A 12,408-nucleotide genomic window follows, 5' to 3' on the forward strand; every position below is an offset into this window, starting at 1 on the left:
GACCAACGTTCCTTACTTCTTCAGGTAGTGTGCCTGATATTTCTATTCGCCCATTTGTCAAACGATGGCACCAATAGTTGAATGACCAAGAGTGCGGTGATGTAAGCGATTGAAGCGCCCCAGAATATTGAGCGGAATGAGCCGGTTGCATCCAGCACAGTGCCAACCAGCAGCGCCATGAGCATGCCACCGATAGCTCCAATTGTCCCTCCAAACCCGGCTACCGACGCCGCTTGTTGGTTAGGGAACAGGTCTGACACGATTGTCAGTAGATTGGATGACCACGCCTGGTGGGCGGCCACTGCCAGACTAATAAGCAACACTGTGGTCCACAGGCCGGAAACGGCTGGGGCAATCGCCACAGGCAGCGCAGCGCAAGCGCATCCAAGCATGGTCAACTTGCGCGCGCGATCAACTGACCAACCTCGGGCGATCAAGGCGGATGATGACCAGCCACCGACGACGCTTCCCAAGTCGGCCAGAACATAAACCACGAGGAGTGGAAGGCCGAAATCGGCGACTTCGACGTGGTAATTCGTGTGCAGGAAGTCCGGCAGCCAGAAGAGAAAGAACCACCAGACCGGATCGGTCAGAAACTTCGCCAACGCGTAGGCCCATGCACCACGCGACTTTATCAACTCTCGGAAGGCGACGGGCGAAGGGGCTGGCAGGGCCCTCCCAACGGGCGCGCTCGTAGAGTGAAATGCGAACCAAAGGACGAGCCAGATCAATCCTGGTATGCCGGCAAAATAGAACGCCCAGCGCCAGCTAAAATGAGAAAGTATGATCGGCACAAGAAATGGGGCCACGATAGCACCGACGTTTGAGCCGGCATTGAACAGGCCGGTCGCGAACGCCCTTTGCCTTTGCGGGAACACTTCGGCCACCGTTTTGACCGCGGCAGGATAATTTCCGGCTTCGCTGAGCCCCAGTGCGAACCTTGCTGTCATGAAGCCCCCAACTGACGTCGTGAGGCCATGCGCCATGATCGCGAGGCTCCAAGCTCCGGTGGCTATAGCATATCCAATTCGCGTCCCTATCCGGTCGAGCAACCACCCGGCAGACGTCAGCCCAATGGCGTAAGCGGCCTGAAAGGCGAAAACGACGGCGCCGAAGTCTTTCTCCGACCAGCCAATCTGGTGGTCGAGGACCGGCTTGAGCACGCCGAGGAGTTGCCGGTCCATGTAGTTGATCGTGGTCGCAAAGAACACCAGCGCACAGATTCGCCAACGTGTACGCTGCTCCATAAATCCTGCACCCAAATTGCCACTCTCCATGACGCATGGCCTAGCATGCGTGATTAATGTCGACAATCGACATTTTGGCTTGTGTTGAGTCTCGAGATTTGCTTCGCAGTTCACAAGACACCGACAGATGGGCCGATTTCGGACCATCAGCTTGAGGTCTGACAATTGGAGGAACCGACGTTCAGCAAAGCTGCAGGGTTTCGAGATGTCGAGCTTCCACTGACGGAAGACCCATGAATGGTTCTGTAATTCTTATTAGTCAGGTGCGAGCAGGATGTTGTCGAGTAGCATGTCAAAAATGACCTTAGCGGGCCAACGATTGCCTGAGGTCCTAGAAGCGATGAGCTGCGTCTTTCTCCTGATCCAGGGCTTCGAATTCTGGAACCACAGCGCCATCGCCGAGTCGCCTGACGCAGTGCCTGATGAGCCGCGAGCGCTCCAGTCGCTGGATCACTCAGGGACAAACATGACCCCAGCTAATGCGACCCGGACGAACAATTCAGGCTCGTCACGCGCGAGCCCAGCCAAGGAGAGACTCCGAGAGACCTTCCACTTCGTCTCTCCTACCTTGTCCTCTACTTCAGCAGGGGCCATTTTCCTCTCTCCGTAACAAGAAAGTGGGGCCCGTTTGATGGATGAACCGACGCACGCCAAGGGAGTGATCGGATTGCTCTCGCCGGCCGAGAAAGCTGCTCTGAAGAGCCTGATCGCCGGTGAATCTTTGGTGGAGCTTGCTCGTCGCCGAGCCATCACGACCGAAGGAGCCTATGATCTCTCGAGTTCTATGAAGCTTAAGCTGGGCGTTACCCAAAACGCGGCGGCCGTTCGCATCGGGCTGATGGCTGGACTGACCTGACTTCCCCGTTAGGAGCGCCGCAGCACAGCCACACGAGAACGAATGGCCCACAAACCAACTATCTCGCTTGCACCAAGCAAAAACAGTTCTAGCGGACAGCCATGAACCTGGACGACCTCCTACATCGCTACTTCGCCTCGAGCGAACCTTCGAACCAGCCTGCCGATGTTCAGGCAGTAGGCATCGAAAAGATCCTCGTCGACTTCGGGCTCGAGCGCGATCGCGGCAAGCGCTTTGCCCTCTGGTGTCTGTTTCAGATGCTGGGTGCCGCGCCTGATCTCGATGTTGCGGTCGAAAATCCCGCCGATCGCGATGCCGCGCGCAACTTCATGGACCTGCTGGCGGCTAGCGAGGAGTAATATCTGCTCCAGTAGCCCGACTAGTAAGTTGGATTTGAGCGACCCAATGTGGGCCGGTAACGGAACGTCGGGTTCTTTCTGGTGATCAGCAAAAAGCAGCCAGACTCTACACATCAACCTGATCACCCTGGATCAAGATCGTCCAAATTGTTGAAGCTTGCGAGGAGATCGGCTCGGCGCACACGCTCAAGCGTTTCCTCAAAGTCCTCATTGGAGCTACCTGGCGGAATGTGATGCCGGATATCATCATAATGCTTGCGCGCCGCAACCCGCGATACCGAGCGGGTCAAATGGAGGCGAAGCGCCAAGCTTTCGGGGCTATCGCAGCCTTCACGCACTACCCCGCTAAGGGTGGCCAGGACAGAGGGTACGGGTCCATCGTCTCCAGCAGCTCGTTGCCGCGCCGCGAGCAAGCGCCCGGGAAGGCCAGCCAAGAATGCAAGATCCGGCACAAGTCGCGAGGCGAAATGACGCGCATTTTTGCACTGCTTGAGGTTCGCAGTGTTGCCGAGAAATGCCTTTTCAAGATCACACAACGGCATGCCGGACATCCAAACTGGCCAAAGTTTCCGCAACCACGACAGCGCGTGTTTCCCGCGTGCGATATCGTCGGTTAGGCTTCTGTAGGGAGCACCGAACATCTCTTCGAGGCTTTCCGGTCGCAACAGGTAAAGCAAAAGGCTCGGATGCTCGTCGAGCCAGTCGAGCAGCGCATGCACCACTTCGACAGACGTTCCTGAAAATGCTCCGGCATCTAAACGTTCAACGATTTGTCGAAGCAACACGATGGATAGTCCCGTTGCTCCAGACACCTGCTCGATCCAGTGGTCGGCGTCAGGAACGTCTTGCGCCGCACGCGCGGTGAGAGCTGATGCGATCCTACTGCTTAGCCAGTCAGCATCGCCAGCGACCATCGCGCGATACGCACTGAAGCTTCTATTGAGAAGCGCGGCGGCCGGATCGAGTTCGGCACCCGCAACCGCCAAGGGTAACTTGCTTATGAGATACGCTGACAGGCCAGTTTGGGTGACACCATCGTGGATGCGGTCGAGCACTATTTTCAGCGGGTCTTCGATGACGAGGCACTGATCGGCCTGCTCAAATATTGCTTGCAGCTCCATCCAGTGGCCGCTGATCTGATTGTTCTGATCATCGAAGTCGATCACTTTGCTAGGCACCAGCAAGACGAAGCCCTGCGAACCCTCGCCTGCTCGCCCGGCCCGCCCAGCGGCATTTAACAACTCATGGGCCTCAAGCTTTTGCATCTTGTCGGCTTGGGGGTCGAAGCGACTATCACCCGAGATGATGACCATTTCGCTCGGCAGGTTCATCCCCTGAGCAAGTGTAGAGGTTGCGAACAGCACCTTGATTCCGTCCGGACGACGAAACAGGCTCTCATGAAGTTCGCGTTCCTCACGGAGCAGCAGCGCGTGGTGGCTGGCCGCCCCTGTCCGAAGTGTACCGTCGGCTGCGAGTTTCATGAAGCAGTAGGCGGCTCCGCCCATCTCCTCTTCGGCAAGAGTGCGCCATTTTTGCTCTTCATCCGTGAGCACGATCTTGCCGGCGGCAAGACGGCTTGGGAATTTCTTTACGCAGCTTTCACAAAAGACGGTGGTCTGCACGAAAACCAACGTCTTCATGCCGGCACTGGCCGCGGCAGCTGCAATAGCGCCGCTGGTTTCATTACCATTTGGGGTCAGATACCAGTTGCCGCCTTGGGAACGACCGCTCGAAAGTAAGCTTGTATCGGACAGCAACTGGAGGAGCGCATAGTCGCTACGATCGGTTGTCGACCAGGTTTGAAGCAGACTGAAAAGTCCAAAGGGTTGCGCGAGGAGCGCATTCTTCACCCCGACCGGCGGGCTGTGGTGATCTGGATAGTCCAAGCGCGCTTGCGCGAGGATAGATTTGAGCGAAGCTATTTGCTCGGCAGGGTAAACGACACAGCCACGTACTTGCCTGGTCGGCTTCCAACTCAAGTCGAGTGTCAGGCACGAACGCCCCGTCAGATATGCGACCCAGCCGGCGATCTCTTCCGTGTTCTTCATCATTGCGGAGAGCAGCAGCAAGTCGGCGGCTGGCGCGATGCGCGTTAGGTTGAGAATAGCCAGCATCGCATCCAGCCCACGTCGGCTGTGATCATCCTCACGCGGATGAAGCAAATGGCATTCATCGAAGACAATAAGTCCGAGATCCGCGAATGCTTCGGGATCGACCGACAGCAGCATAAGACAGCGTTCTGGGGTCATGACGGTGACTTCGCCGAGCACGACGACATCTCCGATGCCAACGTCTTCATCAACATCGGCAAGAATACTGTAATCTTGAAAGGTTGCCTTGAGCGCGCGCTGGGTCTGCCCAACAAGGGCATGCGTTGGTGCAAGGAAAACGACCCGCTCCCCTCGCAGGAGGGAGGTGGCGATCTTAAGCTCCGCAAGCGTCGATTTTCCGCCGCCCGTCGGAAAGCTTATCGCCGAAGATACACCCTGCTCAAGATAACCCTTGTCAATTGCCTCGCGATGGTTTCGCCAAAGATAGGGCCGCTGCCGTGCCATGCGGCGAAGAACTTGCCACCACCCGTCATCATCGACGCCGCCGGGTGTTTGAATACGACTCAACGCGGTTCCTAGCAGGTCCCCCTCAAGACCAAGCAAGAGGTTCGCCAGGTGCAAAGGGCCGGGATAGAGACTGAACAGCGTCTCATCGACCAATCCCGCACCGGCGATCTCCTCGCTTGAGAGTTCGCGCACCTGCGCGAAAAGTGTGCTTGCCGGCACAACGCCCCCTGCCTCGGGAGGTACATCAACACGCAGACGTAGCTGCCGTGCGAGATTGGTGATGCCGCGCAGCAGCAGAAGGCGAAGCACGTCCAAGGCGCGAAAGCCGAGATCGTCGTCGTCGAGGTCGATCTCTGGCTCGTCGGTACTGAGAATCTCTCCGAGCCGGCCCTGTGCAAGACTGCGGATTGCGAGTAGCAGGGCGCGTTCGACAGGCCCAGCGTCAGCCGGAGGTGCAATGCGCTTGGCGGCTTCGGCCGCGTCGGCGTGCGCCTCCGCCAAAAGAAAAAGAAGCGTAGCGCAGACGTCAGGACTAACCACGGCCGTGTCGACTTGGCTTCTCGCTTCAGACGGCCTTAGCGCTAGCGAGACGGCTTGGTGTGCCGAAGCTGCGACGAACGCGGCCGAAGCGCGGTTCTCGCGGTTGGGAAGTAGTGCGGCATACGTTTCGTGAGCGGCAGCGATGCGACGAAGCTCGGCAACTGTAGCATGCAATTCGTTTTCGTCCGCTTCAGCAGACGAACCGCGTAAACGGATACGGGCCGATACGATGTCGGCGAAAGCCTCCGTTAGACGCTTCGGCAGGTTCTCCAGATCGAGGCCTTCTAGCGGAGGAGCACCACGGATCAGCGCTGAAGTGATCGGATCAAACATTGGCAATGATCTTGATTTGAGCGATCACACGCGCGGCGAAACTTGTCATCCAACTGCGCATTTCAGGGAGGTAGACGGTATCGGCTCGGCGGCGAACAACGTCCCCTGGCGCAGATTCATCGAACCCTTTGAATAAATTCGCGCGGGTGTCGGCTGTACTGTGGGTGTCGCCTATAGTTATGCTGACGCGGTAACGTCGAACTTCGTGCCAAAGCGTATTGGCGATGGCGGTGTCGATGTCGAATTCGGGATCGGCTGCAGCGCGCGCGTCGAGCATCCCGCTCACCTCTTGCGTTAGTTCGTTGAGTCGCTCCCCCTTCTCCAGTGCGATGATGCCTGGCCAGACATCATCCCGGATGGTGTCGCGAGCGTTGTCAGTAGCCTTGTCTTCGAAAACAATGACCGCTGTGACCACGGTGCCCGCAGCATTTAATTCAAGCTGCATCCCATCAAAGCCTTTGTCGGCTTTGCGGATATGCGGAATCCGCGTCAGCGAGGCAGAAGGCTGCTCATGCGCGGCGATCCATGAAATCGCTTGAAAGAGCCAGCCGTCACGGTGCCAGGGATCTTGGCCTTCTGTGAGAGTCAGCTGCTTGATGGCCGCGTTCGCTTGTTGCGCTGTGGCAGCGGGCCCTGGCACTGCTGCACCCGACAGAATCTTGGCAACATGTCGATATTGGCCGAGCACAATGCGCGCAACGCGCTCAGCCAGCAGGTCTTCATCCTCAATGGTCCATGCCCAGCCGTGGCAGAGTTGGCCATGATTCGTGGGGACAAGCGTTAGGGTCATGGAGCGCGCGACGGCCCTCCTCGACCGTTCTGACAAACCAAGACTAGCGATCCGATGCCGTTTAGAAAAGTGCTTCCCCTTCGCTCATCCGCAGGTGTTTGGAGGCATACTCAACAGCTTATACGCTATGGGGGAAGACATTTCGAAAAAACCAACGCCTCACGTGAGGGCGCGTAGTCGCCACCATAAATGGCCGGAGCAAATGGCAGCTCCTTGCATCGTTTCGAGTTCACTCGAATGACCGACTTTGGGGCGCAAAGCCGTCATTCCGTCCTGTCGTCACATTCCATTCGACTTCGCACGCGAACCGAGCATTGGTGTTCTCAAGCGATCGCCGGGAGAGTCCCGGCGATGATCCCCGAGGCATGGCGCTGACCGGGGCCTGGGGCAGTGAGGCGGCATGACGCCGTCTCCTGAACCAGGAGAACACCGATGACCGATCGGACCACCACGCCGGCGAAGGCCCGCAAGCCGCGCCGCATGGCCCGTGAGCCCAAGAACAATGCCGTCGACGCAGCCGAGCCTCATTCCGCCGTTGCCGCGATAGCGTCTGCAGCTCCGGAGAAGCGCCAGACCAAGACCGGCGTGCTCATCGACCTGCTGGGCCGCGAGGAAGGTGCTACGCTCGACCAGATGGTCGAAGCGACCGGCTGGCTTCCGCACACCACCCGCGCTGCACTGACGGGTCTCAGGAAGAAGGGACACGCTGTCGCCAGCGAGAAGATGGGCTGTACGCGCATGTACCGCATAGCGAAGGGTGCCTCGTGAAGCTCGACGAGAGGCTCGATCGGCTAACGGCGATGACACCGAGTGAAGTAAAGGCAGAGTGGCGCAGGGCGTTCGGCACCCCTGCGCCGCCAGCCTTCGGGATCGCGCTTACCACCCGCGCCATTGCCGCACGCTACCAGGAGCAGGCGCTGGGCGGGCTGACCCGCGCCGAGCTGCGCATGCTCGAGGTGCAGGCGCGCCGGAACGAACGCAAGCCGAAGACCGCACCAGTCGTGAAGCCCGGAACATGGCTCTCGCGCACCTGGCACGGCGAAGTCCACGAGGTCGTCGTGCTCGATGGTGCGTACGAGTACCGCGGATCGCGCTTTGCCTCGCTCAGCGCGATCGCGCGGGAGATAACCGGGGCCCACTGGTCGGGCCCGCGCTTCTTCGGGCTGCATAGCCCGAGGCTGGGTTCTCTGAAGGTCGACGCTGGTGCCTAGGCAGGGCCGCCCGATCCGCTGCGCGGTCTATACCCGCAAGTCGACCGATGAAGGTCTCGACAAGGCGTTCAACAGTCTCGATGCCCAGCGCGAGGCCTGTGCTGCCTACGTCATGAGCCAGCAGCACGAGGGATGGGTCCTGCTGCCCGATCTCTACGATGACGGCGGGTTCTCGGGCGGATCGATGGACCGGCCGGCGCTGCAGCAGCTCCTTGCAGACGTGAAGGCAGGCAGGATCGACGTGGTCGTGGTCTACAAGATCGACCGGTTGACCCGCAGCCTCGCGGACTTTGCCAAGATCGTCGATATCCTCGACGAGACAGACGCCTCGTTCGTCAGCGTGACGCAGGCGTTCTCGACCACCACCTCGATGGGACGCCTCACGCTCAATGTCCTGCTCTCGTTTGCCCAGTTCGAGCGCGAGGTTGGCGCCGAGCGGATCCGCGACAAGGTCGCAGCGAGCAAGGCCAAGGGCATGTGGATGGGCGGCGGTGTTCCGCTGGGATACGAGGCAAAGGACCGCAAGCTCATCGTAGTGCCGCAAGAGGCAGCGACTGTTCGGCTCATCATGGAGCGCTACCTCGAAGTGAGCTCGATCCGCTCGCTCGTCCATCAGCTCGAGGCCGAGGGTATCGTGAGCAAGCGGCGCACCTCGCGCAGCGGCCGAACATCGGGCGGGCATCCGTTCAGGCGCGGAGCACTGCTCTGGCTCCTGCGCAACCCGATCTACCTCGGCAAGATCAGGCACAAGGACAAGGTCTATCCTGGCCAGCACGAGGCCATCGTCAGCAGCGAGCTGTTCGATGCCGTGCAGGACAAGCTCGCAAGTCAGGCCTCAGAAGGATCGTCCGGCGGTCCCCATCGCCGCGTGGCCCTGCTTGCTGGAATGATCCGCGATGATCGGGGGAGAGCGATGTCCCCGGTGCACACCCGCAATCATGGACGGCGTTACACCTACTACGCTTCCAACATGAACGATGACCAGGGTGCGCCCGCGCTGCGGCTTCCTGCAGGCGAACTCGAGATGGCGACGCGGCAGGCCATTGCCCAGTGGATCGAGAGCCCTGCCAACCTGGCGAGCCTTGCGAGCGGGCTTGATGCCGATGAGAAGCAACGGCTGTTCAATACGGCATCCGGGATCGCCCGAACGGTATCTTCCGCACCGATCATCGAGGCACGCACCCAGTTCAAGCTACTCAAGCTGCAACTCACGGTGAGCAGCGAAGCGGCCAAGGTCAGCTTCGACGCATCTGCACTCCAGTCCGCGGCCGGCCTGAATGCGGAGCCGCAGCCGGTCGAGCTGGTCATCCCAACCCTGCACAGGAGCTATGGGCACGAGGCGCGTCTCAGGCTCGAACCGCCAGCCGGGACGACCACTGCAACCGATCGCGCGCTGGTCGAACTCATGGGACGCGCAATTGCTGCTCGCGACGAGCTGCTCGCGATGAACGAAGCCGAAGCCACCGCCACGCCCACCACCCGCCTGCGGCACCTGCAGCGCCTTGCCCGGCTCGCCTATCTCGATCCTGCGATCATCCGCTCGATCCTCGATGGATCGCAGCCCCGCGCCATGCAGGCACGCGAGCTGTGGCGGATGGCCGACCTGCCATTGAGCTGGGCCGATCAGCGCGCCCAGCTCGGGCTCGCCTCCGACTCCTGAAAACCACCCAGTAGGTCGCTTTCTGGCGCGCAGAGAAGCCGCGCCAGGTCTGCGGCGAATTGCGAGGTCACCTGGTCTCTCGACCTCTCTTCGGCGCGGCACACCTCCGCAAACCGCCGGAAATGCCGGAGGAATTTGCCGCAGCACAGGCGGGGCGCCGCTAGGAGGAATTTGAGGAGACTGCGTGGTGAAACGTACTTGGTTCGAAGTTTGACCTACTAATGTTGCTCAACCTGATAAGATACTGATCGGGAGACGGAACTAGTGGATTCGGCTCGTGCGAATGCCTGGCAGGCACGCGATGCGGAATGACGTGGAAGATACCGGAAGATCCACGGCTCTCACGATCTGATGATCAAGGCTGCGGATTGCGGAAAATGCCGCCTCACGAAATTCCTCAAATCCCTGCATCACCGAACTGGCAAATACCTTCATGTATCACGCTCCCTGTTCTTATGCAGGAGATAGGACTTGCTTGCCTTCGGCAGAAGACGCACAGTGCCTTACAGGTTGTGCACGCGCATGCTGCGGCCACCTGCACAAACATCCACCATCATGAGAAATGACTAGTAGGTCGCTTTTTTGCGCACAGAGAATCTGGCGGCAAAACCAGTCACTTTGGTAGGTCATTGTGTCTCTGAATCAAAGACATCGAGGCCAACGGAACCACCAAGTAGCGGAAAACTCGGCGACAAATCAGAGTGCGTGGGGTGAAAATTTACCCTTGTAAAACAAGGACTTATACGTGGTGAGCCCTGCTGGGTTCGAACCAGCGACCTACTGATTAAAAGTCAGTTGCTCTACCGACTGAGCTAAGGGCCCGACCACGAGGGCGTGCCCTAGCAGGGCGACGCAAAGGGTCAAGCGTCACGCGGGCGCGGGTGCTGAAGGCGCGCATTGAGCTGCTGCAGCGTCAATCCCGATATGGGGTCGCGCCAGCGCGGCGCAATGGCGGCGGCCGTGCCAAGCACGAAATCGCGCAGGCGGAACTGCGGGTGCGGAATGGTCAGCGAGGGCGAAAACCACGCGCCGCCGCTCCACAGAACGATATCGAGATCGAGCACCCGCGCACCCCAGCGCAGCCCGCGCTTGCGGCGACCGAATGTGCGCTCGGTTTCCCGGAATATCGCCATCAGCTGTTCGGGTCCGCGAACGGTTTCCACGACTGCCACCGCATTGGCGAAGCGGCGGCGCGAAGGACCCAGCGGCGCACTGTCGATCGTTGGGGAAAGCGAGACGAAAAGCAGCCCCAGGTCTTCGAGCATTTCCACCGCACCGGCGATCACCTGCCGCGGCAAGCCGTCGCGCGTGTTGCGCACGTTCGAACCAAGCGCGATCAGGTAGCGATGGGCGGTCAGATGTCCTCCGAGATCCGGCCATAGAGCTGCGGCCGGCGATCGCGGAAAAAGCCCATGCCTGCGCGATGCTTCGCCGCCTGCGCCAAGTCGATCGTCGCCACCAGTGCGCCTGTCTCGCCCGCGCCGAATTCCGCGACAAGATCGCCCCATTCGTCGGCGATGAAGCTGTGGCCGTAGAACGCCTGCCCGTCTTCGGTGCCGATCCGGTTGGCAGCGATCACCGGCATGCAGTTCGACACCGCATGGCCCTGCATCGCACGGCGCCACATCCGGCTGGTGTCGAGATCGGCGTCGTAGGGTTCGGAACCGATCGCGGTGGGATAGAACAGCAGCTCCGCCCCCATCAGCGCCATCACCCGCGCGGTTTCGGGGTACCATTGGTCCCAGCAGATGCCGACGCCGATGCGTGTCCCGCACACGTCCCACACCTTGAATCCGTCGTTGCCGGGCCGGAAGTAGTACTTTTCCTCGTAACCTGGCCCATCGGGGATGTGGCTCTTGCGATAGGTGCCCATGATCTCGCCGTCGGGACCGATCATCGCAAGGGTGTTGTAGTAGTGATGCCCATCGCGTTCGAAGAAGCTGGTCGGGATTGCTACACGGAGCTTCTTCGCGAGCGCCTGCATCGCGATAACCGAGGGATGCTTCATCGTCGGGCGGGCAAGCGCGAACAGCGCCTCGTCTTCGACCTTGCAGAAATAGGGGCCAGAGAACAGCTCGGGCGGGAGCACGATCTGCGCACCTTTGCCCGCCGCTTCCTCGACCAGCGCCGAGATAGCCGCGATGTTCGCCTGCTCGTCGCTTGACGAGAGATCGAGTTGCAGAGCGGACACGGTGACTTCAGCCATGTGCACGCCTTTATGCGGCCCCTTGCGCCAAGTCCATTGGCGCAAGGCGCGCGCGATCCTACATGGAAGGCGAACGAGGAGATTCTGATGAGTGAACAGGCGATCGTGGCGGGCGGGTGCTTCTGGTGCACCGAAGCGGTGTTCCGCGACGTGATCGGAGTGAGCGCGGTCGAAAGCGGGTATGTCGGCGGCAGCGTCGCCAACCCGACCTACAAGGAGGTTTGCAGCGGAGCCACCGGACACGCCGAAGCGATCCGGGTGACCTTCGATCCAAACACGATTTCGCTGCCCGAGATCTACGACGTGTTCCTCGGCACGCACGACCCGACCCAGCTCAATCGCCAGGGCAACGACATCGGCACGCAATACCGCAGTGCGATCTTCCCGCTCGGCGATGCGCAGCGTGACGAGGCCGCCGCTGCAATCGCCCGGTGGAACGCTGATCATCCCGGCCAGACAGCAGTGACCACGATCGAGGATCCGACCGAGTGGTACCCGGCCGAGGACTACCACCAGGAATACTGGGAAGGCGAAGGCCAGCGGAACCCCTATTGCCTGGCGGTGATTCCGCCCAAGCTGATGAAACTGCGCAAGAGCTTTGCAAGCAAAGTGAAGGGCTAAGGCCTCGTGCTTCGGGGGGACAGGGAA

12 protein-coding genes and 1 tRNA gene are annotated in these 12,408 nt (G+C 60.1%); 6 read left to right on the top strand and 7 right to left on the bottom strand.

The features are described 5' to 3' along the window. Nucleotides 1-20 precede the first annotated feature (20 nt). The gene (locus CJO11_RS07030; RefSeq protein WP_095012078.1) at nt 21-1,277 is read right to left on the bottom strand and encodes an MFS transporter; all 1,257 of its coding nucleotides are present in this window, start codon (nt 1,275-1,277) and stop codon (nt 21-23) included. 601 nt (nt 1,278-1,878) lie between these two features. On the opposite strand from CJO11_RS07030, the gene CJO11_RS07035 reads away from it, so the two are divergent. Next, nucleotides 1,879-2,103, top strand: coding sequence for a hypothetical protein (locus CJO11_RS07035; protein WP_095012079.1), 225 nt, complete (start codon nt 1,879-1,881; stop codon nt 2,101-2,103). Between the two features lie 101 nt (nt 2,104-2,204). Beyond that, nucleotides 2,205-2,462: a hypothetical protein gene (locus CJO11_RS07040; RefSeq protein WP_095012080.1), complete on the top strand. Its 258-nt coding sequence runs from the start codon at nt 2,205-2,207 to the stop codon at nt 2,460-2,462. A 122-nt stretch (nt 2,463-2,584) separates the two neighbouring features. Here the strand turns inward: CJO11_RS07040 and CJO11_RS07045 are convergent, their stop codons facing one another. Continuing rightward, a complete protein-coding gene (locus CJO11_RS07045) occupies nt 2,585-5,893 on the bottom strand; it encodes a DEAD/DEAH box helicase (protein WP_095012081.1) in 3,309 nt (1,102 codons plus the stop codon). Continuing rightward, entirely contained in the window at nt 5,886-6,683 is a 798-nt protein-coding gene (locus CJO11_RS07050) for a hypothetical protein (protein ID WP_095012082.1), read from the bottom strand. Before CJO11_RS07050 ends, CJO11_RS07045 begins: the two co-directional genes overlap by 8 nt. Nucleotides 6,684-7,115: 432 nt before the next feature. On the opposite strand from CJO11_RS07050, the gene CJO11_RS07055 reads away from it, so the two are divergent. The 3 genes from CJO11_RS07055 to CJO11_RS07065 are packed head-to-tail and all read left to right on the top strand — an operon-like array spanning nt 7,116 to nt 9,554. Continuing rightward, a complete protein-coding gene (locus CJO11_RS07055) occupies nt 7,116-7,451 on the top strand; it encodes a DUF3489 domain-containing protein (protein ID WP_095012083.1) in 336 nt (111 codons plus the stop codon). After that, entirely contained in the window at nt 7,448-7,894 is a 447-nt protein-coding gene (locus tag CJO11_RS07060) for a DUF2924 domain-containing protein (RefSeq protein ID WP_205651042.1), read from the top strand. The genes CJO11_RS07055 and CJO11_RS07060 overlap by 4 nt, the downstream gene beginning before the upstream one ends. Continuing rightward, entirely contained in the window at nt 7,887-9,554 is a 1,668-nt protein-coding gene (locus CJO11_RS07065; protein ID WP_240504342.1) for a recombinase family protein, read from the top strand. The genes CJO11_RS07060 and CJO11_RS07065 overlap by 8 nt, the downstream gene beginning before the upstream one ends. 261 nt (nt 9,555-9,815) lie before the next feature. On the opposite strand, the gene CJO11_RS13180 is transcribed toward CJO11_RS07065, so the two are convergent. The 4 genes from CJO11_RS13180 to aguB all read right to left on the bottom strand — a co-directional run bounded on the left by CJO11_RS13180 (nt 9,816) and on the right by aguB (nt 11,760). After that, on the bottom strand, nt 9,816-9,989 hold the full coding sequence (locus CJO11_RS13180) for a DUF4062 domain-containing protein (protein ID WP_150124993.1): 174 nt from the start codon (nt 9,987-9,989) through the stop codon (nt 9,816-9,818). Between the two features lie 311 nt (nt 9,990-10,300). Beyond that, nucleotides 10,301-10,376, bottom strand: a tRNA-Lys gene (locus CJO11_RS07070). Between the two features lie 38 nt (nt 10,377-10,414). Beyond that, a complete protein-coding gene (gene folK / locus CJO11_RS07075; RefSeq protein ID WP_095013269.1) occupies nt 10,415-10,912 on the bottom strand; it encodes a 2-amino-4-hydroxy-6-hydroxymethyldihydropteridine diphosphokinase in 498 nt (165 codons plus the stop codon). After that, nucleotides 10,909-11,760 carry an N-carbamoylputrescine amidase gene (gene aguB, locus CJO11_RS07080; RefSeq protein WP_095012084.1) on the bottom strand — a complete coding sequence of 284 codons (852 nt, stop codon included), beginning with the start codon at nt 11,758-11,760 and terminating at the stop codon, nt 10,909-10,911. Before aguB ends, folK begins: the two co-directional genes overlap by 4 nt. An 87-nt stretch (nt 11,761-11,847) precedes the next feature. Between aguB and msrA the strand changes: the two genes are divergently transcribed. Beyond that, the gene (gene msrA, locus CJO11_RS07085; protein ID WP_095013270.1) at nt 11,848-12,381 is read left to right on the top strand and encodes a peptide-methionine (S)-S-oxide reductase MsrA; all 534 of its coding nucleotides are present in this window, start codon (nt 11,848-11,850) and stop codon (nt 12,379-12,381) included. Nucleotides 12,382-12,408 lie beyond the last annotated feature (27 nt).

The organism is Tsuneonella mangrovi, from assembly GCF_002269345.1.
In the GTDB taxonomy this organism is placed as follows: Bacteria; Pseudomonadota; Alphaproteobacteria; order Sphingomonadales; family Sphingomonadaceae; genus Tsuneonella; species Tsuneonella mangrovi.